The sequence below is a fragment of the Asaia sp. Ae19-3 genome (assembly GCF_059801175.1).
In genome coordinates, this window is sequence record NZ_JBCHWF010000001.1 from 1,532,701 (window position 1) to 1,557,058 (window position 24,358).

At 59.0% G+C, this 24,358-nt stretch carries 22 protein-coding genes and 3 tRNA genes; 14 read left to right on the forward strand and 11 right to left on the reverse strand.

Annotated elements, in window-relative coordinates:
- Window positions 1–78 precede the first annotated feature (78 nt).
- The 12 genes from ftsZ (at window position 79) to AAID99_RS06615 (ending at window position 15,511) form a co-directional block, all read left to right on the forward strand.
- Entirely contained in the window at window positions 79–1,566 is a 1,488-nt protein-coding gene (gene ftsZ, locus AAID99_RS06560) for a cell division protein FtsZ (protein WP_498493463.1), read from the forward strand.
- Between the two features lie 167 nt (window positions 1,567–1,733).
- On the forward strand, window positions 1,734–2,741 hold the full coding sequence (gene lpxC / locus AAID99_RS06565) for a UDP-3-O-acyl-N-acetylglucosamine deacetylase (protein ID WP_498493464.1): 1,008 nt from the start codon (window positions 1,734–1,736) through the stop codon (window positions 2,739–2,741).
- 142 nt (window positions 2,742–2,883) lie between these two features.
- Window positions 2,884–3,699, forward strand: a complete 816-nt coding sequence (locus tag AAID99_RS06570; RefSeq protein WP_371869875.1) for an outer membrane protein assembly factor BamD — start codon at window positions 2,884–2,886, stop codon at window positions 3,697–3,699.
- A 78-nt stretch (window positions 3,700–3,777) separates the two neighbouring features.
- Window positions 3,778–5,493: a DNA repair protein RecN gene (gene recN, locus AAID99_RS06575; RefSeq protein ID WP_188427041.1), complete on the forward strand. Its 1,716-nt coding sequence runs from the start codon at window positions 3,778–3,780 to the stop codon at window positions 5,491–5,493.
- Window positions 5,493–7,559 (forward strand): NAD-dependent DNA ligase LigA, encoded by a 2,067-nt coding sequence (gene ligA / locus AAID99_RS06580; RefSeq protein WP_188427108.1) that lies wholly within the window; start codon window positions 5,493–5,495, stop codon window positions 7,557–7,559. Before recN ends, ligA begins: the two co-directional genes overlap by 1 nt.
- Before the next feature lie 115 nt (window positions 7,560–7,674).
- Window positions 7,675–8,985, forward strand: coding sequence for a hemolysin family protein (locus AAID99_RS06585; RefSeq protein ID WP_188427109.1), 1,311 nt, complete (start codon window positions 7,675–7,677; stop codon window positions 8,983–8,985).
- A 109-nt stretch (window positions 8,986–9,094) separates the two neighbouring features.
- Entirely contained in the window at window positions 9,095–11,170 is a 2,076-nt protein-coding gene (locus tag AAID99_RS06590) for an FUSC family protein (protein WP_498493465.1), read from the forward strand.
- Window positions 11,171–11,204: 34 nt separating this feature from the next.
- Window positions 11,205–11,399 carry a DUF1656 domain-containing protein gene (locus AAID99_RS06595; RefSeq protein WP_188427043.1) on the forward strand — a complete coding sequence of 65 codons (195 nt, stop codon included), beginning with the start codon at window positions 11,205–11,207 and terminating at the stop codon, window positions 11,397–11,399.
- Window positions 11,400–11,412: 13 nt separating this feature from the next.
- Complete coding sequence (locus AAID99_RS06600) at window positions 11,413–12,360, forward strand: HlyD family secretion protein (RefSeq protein WP_188427044.1); 948 nt, start codon at window positions 11,413–11,415, stop codon at window positions 12,358–12,360.
- Window positions 12,361–12,381: 21 nt separating this feature from the next.
- Window positions 12,382–12,957 (forward strand): nicotinamidase, encoded by a 576-nt coding sequence (locus AAID99_RS06605; RefSeq protein WP_188427045.1) that lies wholly within the window; start codon window positions 12,382–12,384, stop codon window positions 12,955–12,957.
- Between the two features lie 94 nt (window positions 12,958–13,051).
- Window positions 13,052–14,524 carry a PepSY domain-containing protein gene (locus tag AAID99_RS06610; RefSeq protein WP_498493466.1) on the forward strand — a complete coding sequence of 491 codons (1,473 nt, stop codon included), beginning with the start codon at window positions 13,052–13,054 and terminating at the stop codon, window positions 14,522–14,524.
- A gap of 9 nt (window positions 14,525–14,533) precedes the next feature.
- Entirely contained in the window at window positions 14,534–15,511 is a 978-nt protein-coding gene (locus AAID99_RS06615) for a DMT family transporter (protein ID WP_188427047.1), read from the forward strand.
- A 14-nt stretch (window positions 15,512–15,525) separates the two neighbouring features.
- Here AAID99_RS06615 and AAID99_RS06620 read toward each other — a convergent pair whose 3' ends face one another.
- From AAID99_RS06620 to AAID99_RS06665, 10 genes are all read right to left on the reverse strand, one after another.
- Window positions 15,526–15,909 carry a response regulator gene (locus AAID99_RS06620; protein WP_188427048.1) on the reverse strand — a complete coding sequence of 128 codons (384 nt, stop codon included), beginning with the start codon at window positions 15,907–15,909 and terminating at the stop codon, window positions 15,526–15,528.
- Window positions 15,909–17,843 carry a GAF domain-containing protein gene (locus AAID99_RS06625; protein WP_188427049.1) on the reverse strand — a complete coding sequence of 645 codons (1,935 nt, stop codon included), beginning with the start codon at window positions 17,841–17,843 and terminating at the stop codon, window positions 15,909–15,911. Before AAID99_RS06625 ends, AAID99_RS06620 begins: the two co-directional genes overlap by 1 nt.
- Before the next feature lie 167 nt (window positions 17,844–18,010).
- A complete protein-coding gene (locus tag AAID99_RS06630; RefSeq protein ID WP_188427050.1) occupies window positions 18,011–18,247 on the reverse strand; it encodes a hypothetical protein in 237 nt (78 codons plus the stop codon).
- A 59-nt stretch (window positions 18,248–18,306) separates the two neighbouring features.
- On the reverse strand, window positions 18,307–18,780 hold the full coding sequence (locus AAID99_RS06635; RefSeq protein ID WP_498493467.1) for a lysozyme: 474 nt from the start codon (window positions 18,778–18,780) through the stop codon (window positions 18,307–18,309).
- Window positions 18,737–19,078, reverse strand: a complete 342-nt coding sequence (locus tag AAID99_RS06640; RefSeq protein ID WP_188427052.1) for a hypothetical protein — start codon at window positions 19,076–19,078, stop codon at window positions 18,737–18,739. Before AAID99_RS06640 ends, AAID99_RS06635 begins: the two co-directional genes overlap by 44 nt.
- Window positions 19,079–19,276: 198 nt before the next feature.
- Window positions 19,277–19,792 carry a hypothetical protein gene (locus tag AAID99_RS06645; RefSeq protein WP_498493468.1) on the reverse strand — a complete coding sequence of 172 codons (516 nt, stop codon included), beginning with the start codon at window positions 19,790–19,792 and terminating at the stop codon, window positions 19,277–19,279.
- 911 nt (window positions 19,793–20,703) lie between these two features.
- Window positions 20,704–20,780: transfer RNA gene (locus AAID99_RS06650), tRNA-Arg, on the reverse strand.
- A gap of 24 nt (window positions 20,781–20,804) precedes the next feature.
- Window positions 20,805–20,881: transfer RNA gene (locus AAID99_RS06655), tRNA-Pro, on the reverse strand.
- A gap of 64 nt (window positions 20,882–20,945) precedes the next feature.
- Window positions 20,946–21,428, reverse strand: coding sequence for a xanthine phosphoribosyltransferase (gene gpt / locus AAID99_RS06660; RefSeq protein WP_188427054.1), 483 nt, complete (start codon window positions 21,426–21,428; stop codon window positions 20,946–20,948).
- Complete coding sequence (locus AAID99_RS06665; protein ID WP_229719858.1) at window positions 21,428–21,781, reverse strand: tRNA-binding protein; 354 nt, start codon at window positions 21,779–21,781, stop codon at window positions 21,428–21,430. The genes gpt and AAID99_RS06665 overlap by 1 nt, the downstream gene beginning before the upstream one ends.
- A gap of 96 nt (window positions 21,782–21,877) precedes the next feature.
- On the opposite strand from AAID99_RS06665, the gene AAID99_RS06670 reads away from it, so the two are divergent.
- Window positions 21,878–23,140 carry an MFS transporter gene (locus AAID99_RS06670; protein WP_332350647.1) on the forward strand — a complete coding sequence of 421 codons (1,263 nt, stop codon included), beginning with the start codon at window positions 21,878–21,880 and terminating at the stop codon, window positions 23,138–23,140.
- 19 nt (window positions 23,141–23,159) lie between these two features.
- On the opposite strand, the gene AAID99_RS06675 is transcribed toward AAID99_RS06670, so the two are convergent.
- A tRNA-Asn gene (locus AAID99_RS06675) sits at window positions 23,160–23,235 on the reverse strand.
- A gap of 83 nt (window positions 23,236–23,318) precedes the next feature.
- On the opposite strand from AAID99_RS06675, the gene AAID99_RS06680 reads away from it, so the two are divergent.
- Window positions 23,319–24,326 carry an ABC transporter substrate-binding protein gene (locus AAID99_RS06680; RefSeq protein ID WP_188427056.1) on the forward strand — a complete coding sequence of 336 codons (1,008 nt, stop codon included), beginning with the start codon at window positions 23,319–23,321 and terminating at the stop codon, window positions 24,324–24,326.
- The last annotated feature ends 32 nt before the right edge of the window (window positions 24,327–24,358 follow it).

Consider the following 24,358-nt stretch of genomic DNA (forward strand, 5'->3'; position numbering starts at 1 on the left):
AGTAACCTATGTAGTTCATGCTCCTCAGTCATTGTTTTGCTTTTAGCGACTGATTTCAGCCCTGTTTCGGATCTCGCCATGACGCTCAATCTCACAGCACCGCAGTATAATTATTCCGATTTCTCGCCGCGCATCACCGTGATCGGTGTCGGCGGTGGCGGCATGAATGCCGTCAACAACATGATCGAGATGCAGCTGCAGGGCGTTGAGTTCGTCGTAGCGAATACGGATGCGCAGGCCCTTGCCGGCTCACGCGCCGAACGCCGCGTACAGCTCGGGCCGCACCTGACACAGGGCCTGGGCGCAGGAGCGAAACCGGAGATCGGCAAGGCAGCGGCCGAGGAAGCAGCAGAAGAAATCAGCCGCCATATCGATGGCGCGCATATGGTCTTCGTCACGGCTGGCATGGGCGGCGGCACCGGTACGGGCGCAGCGCCTGTCATCGCCAAGATGGCACGTGATCGCAAGATCCTCACCGTTGGCGTCGTCAGCACGCCCTTCGGCTTCGAAGGGGCACGACGCAAGAAGGTAGCCGAAGCTGGCATTGCCGAGCTGCAGCAATATGTCGATACGCTGATCGTCATCCCGAACCAGAATCTCTTCCGCATGGCCACCATGCACACGACGCTGCGCGAGGCGTTCAAGATGGCCGATGAAGTACTTTATATGGGCGTGCGTGGCGTCACCGATCTGATGCTGGCGCCTGGACTGATCAATCTCGACTTTGCCGATATCCGCACCGTCATGGCCGAAATGGGCAAGGCGATGATGGGCACAGGCGAAGCTGAAGGCGAAGATCGCGCTCTTGAAGCCGCAAACCGCGCCATTTCGAACCCGCTTCTCGACGATTCCTCCATGTCGGGCGCGCGCGGCCTGCTGATCAACATCACGGGCGGTGACGACCTGACGCTTTATGAAGTCGATCAGGCCGCAGAGCGCATCCGTCAGGAAGTCGCCGATGATGCGACCATCATCTGGGGTTCTGCAATCGACTCGACACTTAATGGCCGCATCCGCGTGTCGGTTGTGGCGACCGGCATCGATGGCAGCCGTAGTCCCGAACCGGAAGTGGTCGAAGCCCCTATAGAGACCGTCGATCAGGCCCCCGTTGCGCCGGAAGGCGCTGAAGTCGCGCCCTCAAGCAGCCAGCCCGCCTTCCAGCCCGCATCGACCTATGCCTCGGTACCCCGTCAGCAGCCGCATTACGCGCTCGACGGTCAGAACGGTGCCCCGGCATCGGCACCCTCACCGCATTCCGTGCCTCCGCAGGCCAACAAGCAGGGGGCGGTTCATACACCCTCGCCGCGTTCGGGTCTTTTTTCCGACCAGAACCAGCGCTCTGCGCCAGAGCCCCAGTCACAGCCACGCAGCCTTTTCGGCATCGTGACAGGAGCATTGCGCGGGCGCCCGGCGGCACCGGTCAGCGCCCCTCACGAAGAAACGCCTCGTCATGCGCCGACAATCGTCGAGCGCGAGGACTCGCCGCGTGTTTCCTCCTCCCATGACAGTGGTGAGGAAAACGGTCTGGACATTCCGGCCTTCCTACGCCGTGATCAGGGACGCTGAAACAGACGCTCTGTTGCGTCCTGAAACTGAAATTACAGTTCAGTTTCAGGACCTTAGAGCGTAATACTTGGCAATAAACATTGACTGGTCTGCGCTCCCCTTAAGCGGCTACAGCTCTCTACATGATCCGGGCATAACGTCGCGGAAACACAGGAGAGCCTCCCATCATGCAGATCACGGCTGAAACACCGTTCAAAGCATCGATTGTGCCTCTTCCGCTTTCCAACATCGCTCAGGGTTTTTCTTCCATTACGTCGAGCGCTGCGCGCGTCGCGCGCCAGGCCACGCTCAATCAGGCAATCACCTGCGTCGGCATCGGCCTGCACAGCGGGGCCCCTGTGCGCATGGTGCTCAACCCGGCCCCGGTCGATCATGGCATCGTCTTCAAGCGCAGCGATCTGCCAGAATCACGACTGATCCCGGCACGTCATGACCATGTGGTCTGCACAAGACTCAGCACCGTCATCGCTCATCCCGATGCCCCGGATATCCGTATCGCCACCATTGAACATCTGATGGCAGCCCTGCATGCCAATGGCATCGACAACGCGCTGATCGAGATCGACGGCCCAGAAACACCTGTGCTGGACGGTTCTGCTGCCGAGTTCGACTTTCTGATCCAGTGTGCCGGCACGGTAACGCAGGAGCGTGCCCGCAGCTTCATCGAGGTATTACGTCCTGTTCGCGTCGAAGAAGCCAGTGGGGCCTACGCGGAGCTGCGTCCGGCACGTTCCGGTATGGCCCTGGCCATGTCGATCGATTTCACTGCTTCCGTAATCGGTCAGCAGCGCCACGCGATGCCTCTCACCCTTGAGCGTTTCCGTCAGGAAGTCGGGTTCTGCCGTACTTTCGTCGAGCGCAAGGAAATCGAAGCCCTGCAGAAAATGGGGCTCGCCCGTGGTGGCTCGTTGCACAACGCTATCGTTGTCGAAGACGACACGGTTCTCAATCCATGTGGGCTTCGTCATCCGAAGGAATTCGTCCGTCACAAGCTGATGGATGCGGTGGGCGATCTTTATCTGGCTGGCCATACGCTTCAGGCCGGGTTCATGGGTCACAAATCAGGCCATGGGCTGAACAATCGCCTTCTGCATGCCCTTTTCGCCTCGCCGGAAAACTGGCGTCTTGTCGATGGCGAAAGGGCCGAACAGCCCGTGTTGCGCGCTACAGCGTAAGCGCAACGATCTCATGCGCCCAGGTCTTCCGCGAACGGTAAGGCGTGATATAAGACCGTTCGTCAGTGGAAGAGTCGGCATGCATCAGAACACAGAACGTAACGTTATTCCTGCTCCCAAGCGTCAGCGTCTCGTTGCCGCAATGATGGCGAGCAGTTTTCTGCTCCTGAGCGGTTGCTCGATCTTTTCCAACAAGGAAGAGGTCAAGGCGCCCAAAGTAGCGAGCGCCGAAACACTGTATAATTACGGTATCGATGCTCTGCATTCGAAGCGCTATACGCTGGCGAGCGGTGAGTTCGAACTGCTGCAACAGAATTATCCGTATTCCGGTTATGTCGGCAATGCTGAGCTGATGGAAGGCTATGCCTATTACCTGCAGGGCGAATATGCGCTCTCGGTTCAGCAGCTCGAGCGCTATCTGCTTCTGCATCCGACCAGCCCTGACGCTGCCTATGCCTATTATCTGCGCGCGCTCTGCTATTACGAGCAGATTGCCGAAGTCCAGCGTGACCAGCAGGGAACTGTCGAAGCCCTGAACGCTCTCGAGGAAGTGGTGACACGCTTCCCACAGACGGCTTATGCCCGTGATGCCCAGCTCAAGATCGATCTCTGCCGCGACCATCTGGCTGGCAAGGAAATGCTTGTTGGCCGCTATTACCAGCAACAGCATAACTACGAAGCCGCTCTGGGGCGTTATCAGCGCGTCGTAGCCGATTTCCAGACGACCAACCACGTTGCCGAAGCGCTCGAGCGCATCGTCGAAGTCGATCTCCAGCTTGGCATGGTCGATGAAGCACGCAAGGCGACCTCGGTGCTGGGCTATAACTATCCCAACAGCCAGTGGTATCGTTACAGCTACAACCTGCTCCGCAACCGCAACCTGCTGCCCGAAAACAGCAAGGCACCGGGTTCCGGCAAGCGCGGCTTCTTCGGGCGCGCCTGGCATTCGGTTTTCTGATCCGAAACAAGGCTTTCCGCTGGTGTCATACGTTGCTGCCAGCGAAACCTTCTTGCCGCATTTTCAGGATTCCGCCTCATGCTGACTCACCTCTCGATACGCGATGTGGTTCTTATCGAGAGGCTCGACCTGCCTTTTCATCCGGGTCTGACTGTCCTTACGGGTGAGACCGGTGCGGGCAAATCCATTCTCCTCGACTCTCTGGGGCTTACGCTTGGCGACCGCGCCAGCGGCGGCCTTGTGCGCGCCGGGGCCGAGCAGGCTGCGGTTTCTGCCTGTTTCGAAATTCCAGACGGGCATCCGGTCCATCAGCTTCTTGCCGAGCAGGGTATCGCGCTGGATGATACGCATGAGCCGGTCGTTCTGCGGCGTACGGTTACGGCAGATGCGCGCTCGCGTGCCTATGTCAACGATCAGCCGATTGGCGTCGGGTTGCTGCGCCGTATTGCCGCCCTTCTGGTCGAGATACAGGGCCAGCACGACCAGATGGGCCTTGCCGATCAGGCGACCCATCTCGATCTCCTTGATGCATTCGGTGTGGAGCGTGCCACGCGTGAGTCCGTCGCCCGCAGCTATCGCCGCTGGATAGAAGCCACAGCAGCGCTTGCCGCGGCACAGTCGGAAATGGAAGCCACGCGACGCGAGGAAGACTGGCTGAGACAGGCCGTTGACGACCTTGGCGTTCTTGCACCGCAGGAAAATGAGGAAGAACAGCTGGCGGCCCTGCGCATCGGTCTGCAACAGGGCGAAAGACGTGGCGAAGCCATCGCAGCAGCATTGGCAGAACTGACCCCGCGCGACCGCCGATCTGCCGCCCCTGCCGCAGCGCTTCGCAGCGCCAGTCGCACGCTGGCCCGGCTTCTGCCCTCGCCGGGTGAAGAAAGCGCCCCGAGTTCAGCGCAGCAGCAACAGGCTCAGGAGGCACTGGTCGCGCTGGAAAAAGCGGAAGAAGCCCTCGCCGAAGCCGAAACCCTGCTTTCCCGTCTCGCAGCCGATGCCGATACCGACCCCCGCCTGCTGGAAGAAACGGAAGAACGGCTCTTCGCCCTTCGTGCGGCCGGTCGCAAACATGGCGTTACGGTAAACGAACTTGCGTCGCTGCTGACCAGTCTGCAGGCCCGGCTTGAAGCGCTGGATTCAGGCAATGCCCGTATCGAGCAGCTTCAGGCAGAAACAAGGGCGGCACGTGAAGTCTTCGCAGCTGAGGCAGAAAAGCTGAGCGCCATTCGCGAGCGCGCCGCCCGGCGTCTTGAAACTGCCGTCATGGCCGAGCTCAAACCGGTCAGGCTCGAACGCGCCCGCTTCATCGTATCCCTCACACCGCTCGAACCCGAAGCCTGGAATCTACGCGGCAAGGAGCAGGCTTCCTTTCTTATCGCGGCCAATCCAGGCCAGCCTCCCGGCCCTCTCGCAAAAGTGGCCTCGGGCGGCGAATTGTCGCGTCTCATGCTCGCGCTCAAGGTCGTTCTGGCCGAGCGATCCGCCATTCCGACACTGGTGTTCGACGAGGTCGATTCCGGTGTGGGCGGGGCAACAGCATCCTCCATCGGCGATCGTCTGCATCGCGTGGCGCGCGACGTGCAGGTTCTCGTCGTCACGCACAGCCCGCAGGTTGCGGCACGCGGCGACCAGCATCTGCGCATCAGCAAGCGCATCCGCAAGGAACGCACCGAGACGCTGGCCGAGAAACTCTCGCCCGACGAACGGCGGGAAGAAATTGCACGCATGCTGGCCGGTGAAACCATTACGGACGCCGCCCGTACAGCCGCCGACAGTCTTTTGGAACAGGAATGATGGACGACACGACGGTCGACAGACACGCCGAAGAGCATGCCCGGCTTTCCGCGCTCATCGCTCGCTGGAACACCGCCTATCATCAGAACGATGCGCCTGAAGTGTCGGACGCGGAATACGACAGCGCAAGAAGCGCGCTCATCGCGCTTGAAGAAGCGCATCCGGACCTCAAGACGCAAGGCAGCGTTCTCGACGAGGTAGGGGCAGCCCCTGATTCCGCTTTCGGCAAGCAGGCCCATCGCGTGCCGATGCTGTCTCTCGACAATGTCTTCACCTCGGAGGAATTCGAGTCTTTCGTTGCCAAAGCTGCACGCTTTCTCGGCCTCGACAGCAAGGCTGCGGATGCGCTGGCTTTTGTGGCAGAGCCCAAGATAGACGGTCTTTCGATCAATCTGACCTATCGCCACGGCAAGCTCCTGCGTGGCACGACACGCGGTGACGGTCTGGTGGGCGAAGATGTGACGGCCAATCTTCTGACAATCGCAGAGGTCCCGCGCGCGCTTTCCGGTGAAGCGCCGGAAGAAATCGAGATACGCGGCGAGATCTTCATGGCGAAGGCCGATTTTCTGGCCCTCAACGAGACGATGCTGGCACAGGGGCAGAAGCCTTTTGCCAATCCACGCAATGCCGCTGCAGGGTCCTTGCGTCAGCTTGACCCCGCCGTAACGGCGCGGCGCCCTCTCTCGCTTTTTGCCTATGCGCAGGGCCATGCCAGCGAACGATGCGCCGCCACACATTGGGCCTATCTGGAAAAGCTGCGTGAATGGGGTTTCGTGGTCAATCCACTCTCCAAAGCGATTGCTCATGCAAGCGAAATCCCCGCCTATATCGAAGACCTCGCGCGCGACCGTGCCTCGCTGCCCTATGATATCGATGGCGTCGTCTTCAAGCTCGACGACCTAGATCTTCAGACGCGGCTGGGCTTTGCCGGGCGGGCGCCGCGCTGGGCCATCGCCTGGAAATTTCCCTCCGAGCAGGCCATCACGAGGCTCGAGAAAATCGAGATACAGGTTGGACGCACAGGCGCCCTGACACCCACCGCGCATCTCGAACCCGTCAATGTAGGCGGGGTCATCGTGTCGCGTGCGACGCTGCACAATGAAGACGAGATTACCCGCAAGGATGTACGCCCCGGCGATCTGGTGCGCGTGCAGCGTGCGGGCGACGTCATTCCGCAAATTCTCGGCCCCGTGCCGGAAGACAAACCGCGTGGTCCGGCTTTCGTCTTTCCAACCACCTGCCCGGTCTGTCACTCCCTGACCGAGCGCCCTGAGGGTGAAGCCGTGCGTCGCTGCACAGGCGGCCTCACCTGTGAGGCGCAGGTGGTTGAAAGACTGATCCATTTCGTCTCGCGCCAAGCGTTCGATATCGACGGTCTGGGTGAGCGGTCGATACGCGAATTTCATGAAATCGGCCTGATCGACAAGCCGGGCGATATTTTCCGCCTGCATGAAAAAGCCGATATGATCCGCGCGCGTGAGGGCTGGGGCGAACTCTCGACACGCAATCTGCTGCGCGCCATCGAGCAGCGCCGCAGCATCGCCTTCAGCCGCTTTCTGTTCGGGCTGGGAATCAGGCGCATCGGTGAGCGCAATGCGCAACTTCTGGCCCGTCACTATCAGACCTATGAGGCCTGGTTCGACGCAATGAAAGCTGCCAGCCTGATCGGCTCCGACGATCGACTGGCGCTTGGCAGCATCATGGGGATCGGTGAAAGCATTGTCGCCGATCTGCTCGCCTTCTTCGCCGAACCCCATAATCTGTCGACGCTTACAGACCTGCGCAACGAATTGACGATCGAGGCCGAAGCCCGTCCTGAAGAGGGGCCACTTTCGGGGAAGACCATCGTCTTTACGGGCACGTTGCACAGCATGACCCGCCCGGAAGCAAAGGCCATTGCCGAGCGTCTGGGCGCGCAGGTGAGCGATTCAGTGTCGAAGAAAACGGGGCTGGTCGTTCTTGGTGAAAAGGCGGGGTCCAAAGCAAAAAAGGCCGCCGAACTCGGTCTCGAAACATGCGACGAGGCGGGATGGCGTGAAATCGCTGGCCTGCCTCCTGCGAATTAAGGCGCGGATACTGGAATATGGAGCACAACGCGTCTAGTATTGAGGCTCCTGTTTCAAAGCCCCCTTTTCTTGAGGAGCCACGCGCGTGACGTTGCTGCTTCTGGGCCTCGCGGCCATGGTGGCAGCGATTGCCGTCTCCATTCTGATCTCGCTCTCGGAGATCTCATTTGCTGCCGCACGCGATATCCGCCTGCGTGCCCTTGCCGATCAGGGAGATCCGCGCGCCTCTTCGTTTCTGAAGCTGCGTCGTAACAGCGGTCAGGTCATCACTGTTCTGCAGATCTGCCTCAATGCGGTGGGTGTGCTCGGCGGTGTTATTTCGAGCGAATTGCTGACCCCTGCATTCAGCGCGGCCCTCATAGAGGCAGGCCTTACGCCGGGTTTTGCCGGCAAGGTTGCCGCCAGCCTTGCCTTCGTAGTCGTCACGGGGCTTTTCGTGCTTTTTGCCGATCTGTTGCCGAAGCGGATCGCCCTGAACAACCCAGACCGTGTGGCACTGAAAGTAAGCTGGTTTCTGACCGGCGCGCTGCGTGTGCTTTATCCGGCGGTCTGGATTTTCTCGCTCATTTCCGACTGGCTGCTGAACCTGCTGCGCATTCCCGCCGCCTCTGCGGTAGAGCCCGTAACCCCTGAGGATCTGAATGCCATGCTGGCCGCAGGAACCGCCTCGGGCGTGCTGCAGGAAAAAGAGCATCAGCTCATTCAGAACGTGCTGGCGCTGCAGGATCGGTCGGTCACTTCGGCCATGACCCCGCGTGACGAGATCGTTTTTCTCGATGTGCAGGAGAGTCTTGAATCCCAGCGCGACAAGGTGCGTATCCGCCCCTATTCCCGCTATCCGCTCTGCGATGGCGGGCTCGATCATGTCATCGGATCGATACGCGCCGAAGACGTTCTGGTGGCGGTGGTGGATGAAGTGCCCCCCAATGCAGACCCAAGCCAGCCGATCAGCAATCAGATCTTCCGCATGCGGCGTGATACGCTCTCTCTGCCAGACACGCTGAATCTATGGGACACGCTGGCACAATTCGACTCGCATGGCGCGGGTTTTGCACTCATCGTCAATGAATACGGGCTCGTTGTCGGTCTGATCACCTTCAAGGATATCATGGGCGCGCTCATGGACGGGCTCGCCAGCCCCTTCGAAGAGCAGGCCATCGTGCGTCGTGATGCCAATTCCTGGCTGATCGACGGCGCTGCCCCCATCGGGGATGTGTTTCGCGAGCTGGATATCGATCTCGATGCCGAACGCGACCTGTTCCACACAATTGGCGGGTTCGTCATGCATCGTCTGCGCCGTATGGCCCGCAAGGCGGACAGGGTCGAAGCGGCAGGTTATCGTTTCGAAGTGGTCGACGTCGACGGCTTCCGTATCAACCAGCTTCTGGTCTCGCGCATGGCGCCCGGTGAAAACACTGGTTTCTGAAGCGTATCTGACAAAAGATTTCACAGCCCACGCAATCGTGTTGCGTGCTTGACCTCACCCGCCATCAGGGCGTTCCTCAACCGGAAGTCAGTTTTCTGGATGGAGCCGAATGACCGAGCGGGTTGAGACGCCTATACGCTGGTGGCCACGCCTCAGCGATCTGCCCACCCCACCCTTCCCTCCAGGCTGGTTCGGTTTCTCCCTTCGCAGCTGGGCGGCTGTCTGCCTTGCTCTGGCGACGGCTTTCTGGGCGCAGCTGGACGCGCCTGCCGGTGCTGCCGTCACCGTCATGATCATCACACAGCCCCTGCGCGGGCAGGCGCTTTCGAAAGCCCTTTATCGACTGATCGGCACCGCTCTGGGGGTCGCCGCATCGATCCTGCTTATTGCCTGCTTCAGTCAGGATCGCGGCATGATGCTTGGTGGATGTGCCCTGTGGCTTGCGGGGTGCACCTATATCGGCTCGCTTGAGCGGCATTTCCGCTCCTACGGGGCGCTGCTGGCGGGCTACACCATCGCGCTTGTCGCGATCAATGTGATCGATACCCCGCAAAACGTGTTTGATGTGGCCTTGTCACGCGCCAGCTGCGTGGCCATTGGCATCGCCTCTGTTGCGTTCGTGAACATGCTCACCGGATCGCCCAAGGCATGGCAGAAACTCGCTGACGGGCTCGAGGACCGCGCCCGCCAAATACGCGATTTCGGTCGGCGGGCCGTGCAGGGCGAGAGCGTGGCAGACGCGATGGAAACCACGGCGCTCGCGGGTGATATTCTCTCGCTCTCGGCCGAAATCTCCTACGCCAAGACCGAAATCGACCGCTCGACACGCCGTACGGCCGGAGCCCGTCTCGCCATTATCGGCATGCTGACGGTGCTCGGTTCGGGGCGCGCCATCGCCCATATCCTGCGCACAAAGAACGTCTCCGCTCTGGCGCAGCGTCATGTGCTGACGTGGCATGAATTGCGTGAGGACCACAGTGACCGCTTCGAAACGGTCGGATCGCTGATCGAGACCATGCGCGAGGATGAACCCGATTACCACCCTGACGCCACGGATGCGCATTATCTGGAGCGCGCAGCCGTGCTTCTGAGCAATCGCCTGCATATCTCGACCGGCATCAACACGCTTCAATATGCCACCCCTGCGGGCGAAGCGCTCAAACTCGCGCAGATCGCCCAGCATCCTGATCACGTTGCTGCCTTCGTCAACGCGTTGCGTGTGCTTCTCGGTTTTTCGATCACGGCAGGGCTCTGCATCGCCAGCGGTCAGCCTGCCTCAATGGCCGCCCTGTCTCAGGCGGCGCTCATCCTCACCCTTGCCTCCACGGCGCTGGACACATCGAAATTCGGCATGGGTGCGATATTGGGCCTGACACTGGCCGTGTTTGTTGCGGTCATCATGAATTATCTGATCCTGCCGCATATCGCCGCCTTCGGGGCTCTGGCTCTGGTCTTTCTTCCCCATACGATTTTCGCCTGCGTCATGCTCATGAATGCCCGCACGAGCGCGATGGGCTTCAATTACGGGGCGTTTTTTCCGATCATCCTGGGCCTGAGCAACCATCAGGATTACGACCCGGTCGCCTTCATCTCACGCAATATCTTCTATCTTATTTCCGGCGTGATCTCTTTCATCATCCTCGTGCTGCTGTTTTCGCCGACACCGCGCAGCAGGCGCTTTCGTATTGCAGCCTCGATCGGACAGGATCTCGAAGCCCAGCTCAAGGGCAGAGGCAAACCGGCCGGTGCCGCCCTGCTCAGCCAGAAATACGACCGTCTCGTTCAGCTCCTGACATGGACAAAGCAGCTTCATGCCCATCCTGCCAGCAGGCAGGGCGCCGAACGCCCGGTCAACCGCCATGTCTTCAATCGTCTGGTCACGCTCGAAGATCTTGCCACGACACTGGCACGTGTGCGCCACTATCTGCGCGAGGCCGATAACTGCGCCTGCCTTGCCCGGCTCGCAGGAGAAGCTCGGCATCTGGTGAGTTCCGCGTCTTTCCCGACGCTCGCCCATACCCTTCCGCGCCTGAGCGGCGAGTTTCTCGTTCTTGCCCAGGACGCGACGCCGAGAGAGCGTGCCATTGCCATTCTCTGTGCCGGAAGTCTCGAGGCGGTGCGCTCAACGCTTGCCGAAAACCATTCGACGCTCATCCATTTCGGTCTAGGGCGCAAGCGATGGTAACGCCTAGCCTGCGCCATGAAAGGAAGCCTGCCCGATGAGTGAAGTCATCGATCTCGAAGGCGTGCTTGTCTCGGCTTTCGTTGCCAATCTCTTTCTGGCGCTGCTGACCCTCGCCCTCATCCGCTGGTGTTTCGGACGGCTCAATCTCTGGCGCTTCTTCTGGAATCCGCCCCTCGCCCAGTTCGGCCTGCTTGTCTGCCTGCTTGGGCTTTACACCTGGCTCTTGTGAAAGAATTCCGCTCGTGCTCGCTCGTGCCTCACGCCTGATCAGATGGCTCATCACCCTGTCTATCCTTGTCGTTGCAGGGATCGTGATCGTGATCTTGTGGGATTACTATACTGCTGCCCCATGGACCCGAAACGGTCAGGTGCGCGCGCAGGTCGTCAATATGGCGCCCCGTGTCTCAGGTGAGATCATTGAGGTGCGGGTTCATGACAATGAGCTCGTGCATCGCGGCGACGTGCTTTTCGTCATCGACCCGTTCGACTTCAAGGTGCGTGTCGCAACGGCCGAGGCCAATCTGGCCGAGCGCAAGGCCGATCTCGATTTCCGCATCTCGCAATATCAGCGGCGTCGTATCATTCCCGGTGTTGCGGTTTCGGCGGAAGAAAAACAGCAATTCTCCGCGGCTGCCGCGCAGGCACGGGCACAATATGACGCGGCACAGGCTGCCCTGCGTCAGGCACGCATCGATCTTGATCGTACGATCGTCCATAGCTCGATCGATGGTTATGTCACGAACCTTCTGATGCGCCCCGGCGACTTCGCTACGGCCGGGCATGTCAACATCCAGATCATCGACTCAGCCTCCTATTGGGTGGATGGCTATTTCGAGGAAACCAAGGTTCATAATATCGAAATCGGCGATCCGGTGCGGATGGATCTCATGGGCGGTCATCACCCTGTTTTCGGCCATGTCGAAAGCATCACGCGCGGCATTTCAAGCATGAACGCCACCACAGCCACGCAAGGCCTGCCTTCTGTTGATCCGGTCTATACTTGGGTCCGTCTGGCACAGCGTATTCCGGTCCGCATTCACATCGACCAGTTGCCGCCCGACCTGCATCTGGCGGCCGGCATGACCGCCACTGTCACCATCGTGGCCGAAAACGGGCACAGGCGTCATATGTCGGCAAAAGATGCCCTGCATCATTTCGGTGACGACATGCGCCATGTTATCGGTCACTGAAGACACGCGGAGTTTCTTCTCATGGCCTCTTCATTCCCTGCAGCGCCCCGTCGCGCCCTGCTCGTCATTGATGTGCAGAACGATTTTCTACCGGGGGGTACGCTCGCAGTGCCGAAGGGCGATCTGATCCTCCCGGCAGTCAATGCGCTCATGACGCAGGATTTCGATGCCATTATCGCCAGCCGCGACTGGCATCCGCAAAACCATATCTCATTCGTGCCTCAGGGAGGCGACTGGCCGATCCATTGCGTCGCCGGGACGGAAGGCGCCGATTTCTCACCCCTCCTGCATCAGAACCGGCTGAGCCATATCGTGCATAAGGGGCTCGACCCCGCATGCGATTCCTATTCGGCCTTTTTCGACAACGATCAGCGCCACTCGACCGGGCTCGACGCGCTTCTGCGCGGCCTGGGGATCACCCATGTCACACTCTGCGGGCTGGCACTCGATTTCTGCGTGGCGGCGACCGCACTGGATGCCAGGAAGCTCGGTTTCGAGACAGTCATCAGCCTCGCCGCCTGCAAGGGGATAGCTAAAGATCCCGCAGCGTGCCTGAACGCACTTGAAGCGCTCGGTGTGAAGATTGATCGCTCGTGACGCTGGTCAACCGCGTCCCGGACGAACCAGCTGACCTTCTATCGCGAGCGATTTGTTCTGAACTGCGTCCCGACTGCGCCGCTCTGGCCTCATCATGCTCAACGCGCAGGTGAAAACCTCTCTGCGCAAAAAAACAATCCGAGCCGTTTTCCTGCTTCATCGCAGGCTTGGCATTACGCTTGGGCTGATGATGTGCGTCTGGTGCCTCTCCGGCTTTGTGATGCTCTGGAAAGCCTGGCCGCAGCCCGACGAGACACGAGTAAATCTGGCGCATGAGCGCATTCAGATCGATACGGCCACCATTCTGCCGCCATTGGCAAAATCCTGTCGATCGTTCAGAATCCTGATGGTCGGATCGATCCCTGTCCTGCAGGTAGCCTCCAAAACAGGATCGTCCAAAAGCTTCGACCTCCGCACCGGGCAGGACCTCTCTCTCTCGCCGCAGGCCCTTGCTGGCGTGGCGGCAGGCTATGCCGATCTGCCTCGTGACGCGGCACGGTTCGAGGGTCTGCGCGACCACGACCAGTGGATACTCAACACGCGGAACCATCGATCAGGATTTTACCGCTACGCCCTCAATAACCCGCAAAAGACCCTCGTCTATCTCTCGCCCGCGACGGGCGATGTGGTTCAGGCGACGACACGCACAACCCGCTTCTGGTCATGGGTCGGGGCCATACCACACTGGCTCTATCCGTCTCTCCTCAAACGCCATCAGAGCCTCTGGGCAGACACTCTGATTGTCTTTTCAGGCGCTGGCATATTCCTCACGATCATGGGGCTCTGGATCGGCTGGCAACGCCTCGGTGCGGGGCGACGTCTTTCCCCCTACAGAAGCATCCATCGGCTCCACCATATGGCCGGGCTGTGTTTTGGCCTCATGCTGCTTTCATGGATCACGACCGGTTTTCTGAGCATGAACCCGGCCGGATTATTCGAACCGGGCCCGGCGCCGGGCTGGATAGATCGCCTCAACAGGCCCGTTACGTCTTCCGAGCTTCAGCCCCTTGTTTCGACGCTACGAGCACACCCCGAGGCACGGTTCCGTAGCGTCACGCTTGGTACCTGGGGCGATACAGCTTTTCTTGCAGTCGTCGATGATGCGGGGAAATATCGGACACTTGACCAGACTCTGTCGCCTGTTTCCCTGACAGCAGAAACCCTGAGGCCGGGTCTGAGCAGAGCGGGCATCGCCACGACCATAGCCGTGCTCGATCACGACGATTCCTATTATTTCTCCACCCGTCACCTCAAACGAACTTTTCCCGTAATGCGCGTAACAGGTGCAGATGGGACGCGGCTCTATCTCGATATGCATAATGGAGCGCAGCTGCGGGTTGTGGAAGCCGGTGCCAGAGAGACGCGATGGTTTATCTATGGACCGCATGATCTCGATTTCTTCCGTTGGCTACGTGCGCCCTTCGCCCGGTTGCTGATTATTCTGCCCCTTCTGCTGGGCGTCAGCACGATCTGCCTCGCCGGGTTCTGTCTGGGTGTCGCCCGTCTTCGTATCACAACGACTCGCGGCCTTCGGCGCAGGCGAGACAGGTCGCGTGCCTCAAGCTAGAAAGACAGCATGAGCCGCAGCACAAATCCCCCTCAGAAAAACCTTCCGCTCGGCGTGTTATGCGGCGCTGGCGCCGGAGCCTTGTGGGGGCTGGTCTTTCTGGCACCCGAACTCGCGCGCGACTTTCCGCCGCTTGACCTCGCTGCAGGTCGCTATCTGGCCTATGGGCTCATTGCACTAAGCCTGATTGGCACCCGACTGCCTGTTCTGTGCCGTCGTCTGCACAGGCGCGACTGGCACGGGCTCTTCTGGCTCTCGTTTTTTGGTAACAGCTTTTATTACGTCATGCTCTCGATGGCGGTGCAGAAAGGCGGTATCGCGCTGACCTCACTCGTGATCGGGTTCATGCCCGTTGCGGTGACGATCATCGGCAGCCGTGACAAGGATGCGCCGCCTTTCCTCAAATTGGCCCCCTCGCTGTTCTTCTGCGTGATCGGCGCTTTTTGCATCGGCTGGCAGGCCCTGTTCCCCGCTGGTCAGACCGCGACCATGGGGGCGAGCAGCCTTGCCGGCTTGCTTTGTGCCTGCGCGGCATTGGCCTCCTGGACGGGATTCGCCGTAGGAAACAGTCGCGCTCTGGCCCGGCTCGATCATGTGTCGAGCCATGAATGGAATCTGCTGACCGGGCTCGTCACCGGCGCCCAGGCTTTGGTAATGCTGCCGCTGGCCCTTTTATTTGACCCGACTACCCATGCCCTGTCCGCTTGGGGGCGTTTCGCCACGGTCTCGATCGGTGTCGCCGTTATCGCGTCGCTTTGCGGCAATGCCTTATGGAACCGCATGAGCCGCCTACTGCCACTCACGCTGACAGGGCAGATGATCTTGTTCGAAACGCTTTTTGCGCTGCTCTACGGGTTTGTATGGGACCAGCGTTTGCCCCGCCCGCTTGAGATTGCTTCGTTCCTTTTCATCGTGGCCAGCGTGCTGTGCTGCGTGGCGGCCCATCGCAAGCCCGCCATGAAGCCGCTGGATAACACGCTCTCCTGATGACGATGTGATACTCAGGAAAAGAGCGAAAGCGCCTCTTTGACCCGCTGCTCGTTAAGGGGCTTCGGCAGAAAAATGGAACGCGCCGGTATGGTCGCAAGCTGTGGAATACCCCGCCCACTGGTCACGATGATCTCGATAGGGGGCCAGCGGTCACGGACGAGTGCTGCCAGGCGCAAACCATCCATCGAGCCGGGCATGTCGACATCGGCAAGAACGATGCGGATATCGGGACGGCTCTCGAGAATGATCAGGGCCTGATCGGCGTCGGACGCTTCGGCGACCGTATAACCAGCCTCTTCAAGCAGATCCATGAGGCTCATACGCTGTAACGGCTCGTCTTCGACCACCAGAACGGTCGGTGCCTGTTGCGGCTTGTAGTCCAGTGAATGCGCCATTACGTCCTCATGATCTTTTCTGCGTCGGCCCGGAAGCTGGCCGACAGACCTTCCTGTTCATAGCGCAGGGAAACGCCTCCCGTTCCAATCAGACCGAAGGATATTAAACGCGCGCCAAAGCCGCCCTTTGTCGGCTCACTGACGGGTGGGCCGCCCTGTTCCTGCCAGAACAGCACCAGATCGTTCCCCGCCTGTGAGGCCTCTACCTGCCACGAAATCACCACCTGCCCTTCAGGCACAGAAAGTGCTCCGTGCTTGCAGGCATTTGTCGTCATTTCATGAATGAGCAATGCCGTGGACATAGCGGCCCGTGACCCAAGGCGCATGACTGGCCCCGATATCTGGCAGCGCTCGAACACGGAAGCATCTCTAAGAATATTGGCGATGAGATCGCCCAGAACTGCGGCGCGCTGCTCATCGCAATGAAGCAGGTCATGCGCGCGCCCAAGAGACTGGAGCCGCTCATAGAAACGGCTGGCTTCCTCTTTGGAGAGCGCGTCGCGCAGGGTCATGCGCGCGACCGCCTGCACCATGGCCAATGTGTTGCGTAGCCGATGGGCAATTTCACCATTGATCATGATCTGAAGCTCGTCCGCACGCCTGCGTGCGATGGCGAGTTCAAGACGATCAGCAGCGTTATGCAGCCAGTGGATTTCCTCACTGGTCCAGTCGTGAGGCATGCAGAAATGCACCAGCATGAGCGCGACATTGCGCCCATCCTCCCGCACCGGCACGTTGATGACACCACGCGCCTTTAATGCGAGCCAGCCCGTGCTGTCATCGCGTGTGCGCTCATCGGTCAAGATATCGGTAATGACGAGCGCCTCGCCAGCAAGCAGCGTTTCACGCAGGCGCCCGTAATCATCAAAACGATAAAGCCCCTTGATCGGCGGCATTCCGGGCAACGCCCAGCCTTCGGCAACGGTAATGGTCTCGATATCATGATCGAGTTCGCCATAAGTCGCCCGGTCGGCACAGAGGGCCTTGCCGATTACGGCCATGGCCTGGCTGATCATGGTTGCGATATCACGCTCGTCATGCAGCACATCGCCCAGGGCAATCAGTCCGTCCTGCCGGTTCCGCGCAGCAATCTGGCTGGTGACGTCCTTGAACGTCGCTGAAAAATAATCCTGCCCGACCGGATAGAACGTGCCTTCATACCAGCGGCCGGTCGCCTTGACGCGTTGAACAAATGAGACAGGCTGTTCCGTTTCCAGTGCTTTCGCAGCCAGTGCAATCCAGTCAGATTCGATGAAAGGAAAAAGCGCTGCATAGGTAGCGCCGATAACCGCATCTGCCGGGATGCCGACATGGCGCTCCCAAGCGGGATTGACCTCGAGATAGGCCCAGTCGCGCAAGCGGCCTGCTTCATCGCGCAGCGCCTGGGCAAGAAAATATCCTTCATCCATAGCCTGGATGAGGCTGCGCCAGCGCTTGCGCGTTGCACCAAGTGCAGTGCTGCGCCTTCTCAGTTCAAGCAGATCGACCACGAGGGAAGAAAGTTTTTCGAGCGCTTCGCGCTGACTTGGAAGCAGACCGCCATGCCGGGGCACATCGTCAATAACGGCCAACGCCCCAACAGTCCCCAAGGGGGTGCGCAGCGGCACTCCGGCATAAAAACGAATTTCAGGCTGCTCAGTGACAAGCGGATTTTGCGACGTTCGTGGATCAGCTGTCAGATCTTCAATCTCGATCAGGCAATCCTCATCGACCACAAAGCGGCAGATCGAGCTTTCCAGCCCCGTCTGGCACAGCGAGGTACCGATACGGGCCTTGAACCATTGCCGATCCTTGTCGATCAGACTTACGACCGCAATTTTCGTCGTGCATATCTGGGCTGCGAGGGAGACGAGATCGTCATATCCACGCTCGGGAAGCGTGTCGAAAATCTCGTAGGCCTCGATACCGAGCACAGGAGGCGTCTTATCGACCATGCGTAAATCCAGGCGACATTTCGGCTCCAACGCATGACCGGCTATCCCGGCTTTGTCTAGCTTTCGCTCCTACGACGTTTCCGTTCGTTCCAGAAGCGCAAATAAAACCAGCGCATCAAAAAAACGACGCTCCTCCAACCAAGACATCTTTGCCCGGGCACGTTCTTTCAGCCCCCGGGTCGCGTGTCGTCGGCATTAGTCGCATGCCGACTGTTCATCGCCACGCGATTGACCAGAAGATAGAGATACATCCATTTCGATCCAGTATCGGGCCTAGGCCAGAACCGTGCAAGAACGGCACAAAGCGCGATTGAAAAAGTGCCGATCACTGTGAGGGCGCTCGCGATTTCAGCAGGGATGATGGGCAGAATAGACGCATAGAAAGACTGCCATTCTTGCGGCATAAATTACTTCCTTTTATTTGAGAAAAGCAGGAAAGGCAGCAGATCGAAAAATAACGTTTCTACTGCAATTGCCCCCTGTAGACGCGCAATTCGAGAAGGCGCCGTCTTTTCAATCCGGGCAACACGACGAGGTCGCCCCGGATCGTCGCCTTGTCCCAACGTAGAAGCTGCTGTCCCGCTGCCTCATAAAAGCGCTGATTCAGGAGGCGCAAAAGTGTGGAGCTTCGCATGGCTGCCGTACCGATATTGAATTGCCAGGAAAGCAAGGCGCCCTCCTGACACGGCACGAGCGGAACGTGCACCATGTCACGCTGCTTTTTTCGCAGCTCTAGAAGCGTTGTGCGTAGCAGGGCATTTGCCTCCTGCTCGGTAATCGGCTTCGTTTTTGCCGTGACCGGTGTTCCGTCCTCAAGGTAGCGATTACCGCAACCGATCGTCCAATATCCTGCTGGGCAAAGATAAGGGGCTAATCGCAAGCCCTCCATATCGTCACGACGCAGCAACGCCGTAACGATTTCCAGTGAATCCTTCATTCCAGTCTTTCAATTGATCGGTATATTCAGGACGGTCAGGCACGTGGATCCCGGCGCGGCACAGCGCATTGCGCAGCATGGCATTCTGGGTTCGCAACTCCTGGATTACCGTCAGATTTTCGTCCTCACGCTGCTCCAGCTTGTCGACACGCGCGTTCAGCCGCGCCAGCGTCTCCTTTTGCGCCTCAATTGTGGCTCTCGCTCCGGAGGCTCCAAGGCCGATCAGCCAACGCACGGTGAACAGCACGCCACCGATTACCGCCACCCACCAAGGCTGCGGTTGCAAGTTTTCCGGCATCGCCGTTCTTTCATTGTTGAAACTGATAGGTCAGACTACGGCCCTGAGCCGCCCACCCCAAACAGTGCAGGCACGAGAGATTCATCATCAGCTCATTTCCAATTAACCAGCGATACGCCCGGGCCTGTCGATAGCCGCGATAGCAGCCCAGAAAGGGTTCGACGCTCCTGTCGGCGTGCTGCGTCAGAAACCGTCTAGTCACCCGAGGTTACCGAGGCGGGTTGGTATGCCTCCATTATTGAACCATCCCTGCGTCAGCCCTGCGGGATCGGTGGGCAGATGCCCCAGCCACGCGTCCATCGTTGCATTGGAAAGAGGTAACGCTGGCGTCTCAGGTGCCGTAGGGAGTGAAACCGGAAAAAGTGAGGCCCGGGGCGAGACCATTATGTTGGCTTCCACCTGATGTGTGTTTCCGTGGCTCGTTAGCGCGCAGACCGTGACCACGGACATTCCAGAAGTTTTCCAGCGCAACCACACCGTCGCAATTGTTCCGAAAAGGCTGGTCCAGGCCTGATCAGCAGCATTGCCCGCGTCGAATACGAAGGACACGATGTATTCCCCAGGCGCAAGAATACCGTCGAAATCGATGCTGTAATCTCCCCCGCCATTGAGCGCGGAAGGGGGCCAGACCAGTGCGGATCTGACCGAAGGACAAGCGCTCACATTCGCCCCAGTCAGGGGACGAAGAATATTGGTACTAGGCCGCCATGTCATGGCTAACTCCTCGCGAAAAGGTTAATCGAGATAAATATTTTTGAAATTTATATTTATATTTATATTTATATTTATATTTATAAATAATGCGCAAATTATATTTTAACATAACAATTATTAATTGCGCATAAAATATAGTATTTAAATTACGTATACATCTATTTTTTGGAGCAACAAGAAAATGCATTTATTTTTGAAAAATCTCTACATTTTTCATGATGTCTTTCGATTAGCACAAAATGAATAATTTTTCCACGTGAATATAGATCCGTACTCACGGATCACTTTTTCACAGACTGCTTCCGAGCCAAAGGGTATTCCGCTCATCGGATCGATTGGAAGCAAAGCAACACCTCATAAAGAGGAAAAAAAAAGACGCGCCTTCCCGGCGATTAATAACGCTCCTCGCCAATCAGAGCTAAGGAAAGCCAGCTTCATGTACGCAGATCACCGCCTATAGTGATCTGCACATCCCTTATCGAGCCCTGAGAGCCAACCACCGCAATGAGATCCGAGCGGGTTTCACTGATCCAAAGACGCACACAGCATTTTCTCATGTTCGATGACGCATATCGAAAGACACTATTCCTTGAGGCAGCCCCCCCCCCGGGGGGGGACAGGCGCGTCGAAGCGCACCGCGTGCTGGCTGATAACCCGTGACAGACAGTCAGGGGGTCAACGACGCTGCAAATCACGCCTCATCTCAAGCTCGGGATCAGAACCGAACACGCTTCATCAACGAAGGCCCGCCATGCGCATCGCGACCGCATTAACCTGCAATGAGGTATGAGAGAGGACAGGAATCGTTCTGCTAGCAGCAATGTTGCAATGGGGCTTTTTGATATTTTAGCAACCAGCCCAAAATGCCAGTAAACCATCCACATACTCAGGGAGCCAAAACTAGACGAAAATGGCGCGCCCTGCTGGATTCGAACCAGCGACCCACAGCTTAGAAGGCTGTTGCTCTATCCAACTGAGCTAAGGGCGCGTATCGCCATACCCTTGGTGGTGGTGGTCGGGGCGCCCGGAATCGAACCGGGGGCCTCTTGTACCCAAAACAAGCGCGCTACCAGGCTGCGCCACGCCCCGAACGCGCGGACCCTACCGCAACTCGCGGCAGGGTGAAAGATGCGGTTTTAAAAAAAGTGAAGAATTATCCGAGGTTACGCGCCAGAGGCGGCACAAAGAGCGGTGCAGTGTCCCAAGGGAACAGCACCCAGGTGTCCTGAGCCACTTCCATCACGTACTGATCCGTGTGCGGCTTGCCGTTGGGCTTTGCATAAAGACAGGCAAAATGCGCCTTGGGCAGCACATCGCGCACAACCTTGGCCGTCTCACCCGAATCAACCAGATCATCGATTACGAGAAAGCCTTCGCCATCGCCGGCAGCGATTGGCGCCTTGACCACGCGCGGCTCTTTCTGGTCCTGCGCGCTCTCGCCTGAGTAGCTGATGACCGAGATCGATTCGACAAGGCGGCAATCTAGCTCACGGGCGATGATCGCAGCCGGAATGAGACCGCCACGGGTCACGGCAACAATGCCCTTGAACTCGCCACGCGCCATCAGGGCCGAGGCAAGGGTACGCGCATCGCGATGCAGTTGGTCCCAGGTGACGGTTGCGTAGTTGGTAGCCATCAGAACAGTTTTCCTCCATCTGGCACCCGGCGATCCGGGCAGATCAGAACCATGTCGCCGGAGCGATCGGGCATGCCAAGCGCCAGAACTTGATTGACAGAAGCGTTGTGCAGCTGCGGATTAACCACAGCACAAACTTGCCTGCCAACCAGCTGCGACGCCTCATAACGCTTCGCCAGCGTCATTGTGGCCCGGCGGACACCCAAGAGTGCGCCGAAATCGATCCAGAGCATCATTTTATCGCCCTCTTCCCGCGCGGAGGCGACTGTCCCGACACGGATATCAGGCTGCACCGGGTCGGCTGAAAAGGCTGAAGCCCTCGATTCGGCAGGAAGATCATTTTCTGGGGTCATCGGCGGAACCTGCCCGCACAGCCTCTGAAATGCAATCGACTCCACAAGGCTGCCCGCTGGCTCTGCCTTGCGCCCTCTGCTTATAGTGAAGGCGCCATGCCAGATCCCCATACGCTCCAAGAGCCCGCCCCCAAGCCAAACGATGCCCTGAGTGCCATCGTTGGCCTGCGCCCCTTTCTCGCCGGGCGCACACTCTCCGCCCTTTCAGCCCAGGTTCTCGCAGTTGCGGTAGCGTGGCAGACCTACGCACTGACCCACAGCGTGGCAGCCCTGGGGCTGATCGGCCTGGCGCAGTTCCTGCCCATGCTGGCCCTGGTCTTTATCTCGGGCCACGTGGCAGATCGCTATAATCGCAAGCGCATCGTCCAGATCTGTCAGGTGATCGAGATCATCGGCGCCTTTGCCATGGCACTGCTCACCTATACCGGCCAGTTGGCCCCCTGGGCGCTTTATGTGCTTGTTGCCTGTTTTGGCGCGCTACGGTCCTTCGAAGGGCCTTGCCAGCAGACCTTCCTGCCTTCCATCGCCACCCCCGCCCAGTTTCCCAAGGCTGCTGCGCTCTCGGCGTCGCTGTTTCAGACTGCCTCGATCATCGGCCCGTCACTCGGAGGCCTGCTTTACGGGCTTGGCGCCGATTTCTGCTATCTCACCTGTGCGATCGGCTTTTCCATCGCCCTACTGTCGACATCGCTGCTCAAGCTGCGCCCCTATGCGGGAAGCCGCTCCCCCATGAGCCTCGAATCGCTCTTTGGCGGCATTGCCTTCCTGCGCCGCCGTCGTGACCTTCTGGGCGCAATCTCGCTCGATCTGTTTGCGGTGCTTCTGGGCGGCGCTACCGCCATGCTGCCGGTCTATGCCGATGATATCCTGCATCTGGGCCCTATTGGCCTCGGCATTCTGAGAGCCTCTCCCGCCATCGGGGCGCTGCTCGGCTCCCTCGTTCTGGCGCGCTATCCGCTCAAGAGCCATGCCGGGCCGATCATGTTCGCTTCGGTCGGCATTTTCGGCATCGCCACCATCGTCTTCGGCGTGTCGCACTCCCTCACCCTCTCGGTTCTGTCTCTCGCCGTTCTTGGGGCTGCTGACGTGGTGAGCGTGGTCGTGCGCGGCGCCCTGACACAGCTGGCCACACCAGATGGCATGCGCGGCCGTGTTTCAGCCGTGAACATGCTGTTCATCGGCTCGAGCAATCAGCTGGGGGAATTCGAGAGCGGCATGCTGGCCACTGCAATCGGGACCGAAGCGGCCGTCGTGGCAGGCGGCATCGGTACACTGATCGTCGCAGGTCTCTGGATCAGGATGTTCCCGCGCCTGTGGACGCTGGATCGTCTCGATACGATCAGACCTGATGAAACATGAATTTTGAAAGGAAAATGCCTGGCTCCCGAAGTAGGACTCGAACCTACGACCCAGCGATTAACAGTCGCTTGCTCTACCAACTGAGCTATTCGGGACCGGCGAGGCACTATCTAGCGAAAGCTTTTCCTGGGGTAAACCCCCCTTTGTCATTTTTTTTGCATATGGAGATTTTCTTCTGATGGCAGCGCCTTCCCGTCGTCTTCTTCTCATGGGTGCAGGGGGCGTTATTCTGGCTACAGCCTTGCAAACGCATAGCTTCTTCCATCGTCACAAGCCCGTTCAGACCGATGGCAAAAAGCGCCATATCCGCCTTGCCTGGCCCGAACCCGATTATGATCCCCTGCTCTGGCTGTGCCAGCAGGGCATTTTTGGGCGCTACAATCTCACGGTCGATCTGGTGGAAACGCCGGGCGGCAACAGCGCCATCGACGCCGTCGTGAACAATCGCGCCGACGCAGCTCTGAGCCCCCTGCTCGACTGGCTGCCTGCCCTTTATCAGGATGAAGAAAATGAATTGCCTGCACGACTCGCCTGCGGCGTGCGCGGCGGCAGTTACCGTCTGCTCGTCAGACGCGCGCTCAACCTGCACAAGGTCGGCAATCTGGCAGGCAGAAAAATCGGCGTCGTAAGCCTCGAAGGGGCAGATCGCCGATTCGTCAGCATCCAGCTGCGGCGCCGCGGCCTGCATCCGACCGATTCGGTGCAATGGGTCGCGATTTCTGCCGATGACATGGCCGATGCCCTGCGTGCAGGAGACCTCGATGCGGTTGCCGTGCACGATCCGAGCGGCTGGCGAATCCTCCAGCAGACGAAAGGCGTGAGCTGGAACATGCTCGACAGCATGACAGGCGCCGAACGTGAACGAATCGATCTCACTCTGGGAATCGCCACAAAGGCTATGGCGCAGGACCCAGGTCTCGCCGCAGCACTCACAGCCGCTCTGCAGGACGCCCAGAACGAATTTCCGGCCCATCGCGACGAGCTGGCGCGTTTATGGAAAAAAGATTCTGATGCGCCGGAGGAAGCCAAAGGCATGCTCGAGCGTGAAATCGCGAGCCATGTCGTCACGGGGCACCCCTTCAGGGTGCAGGTCGAACAATATGTCGACGAACTCAAACTGATCGGCCTAATGCCTGACGCCGACAAGACGACCGATATCGCCCATCGGATCTGTCTCGAAGTCTGACGACCCAGGACAAATGGGAGAGCAGCACATGA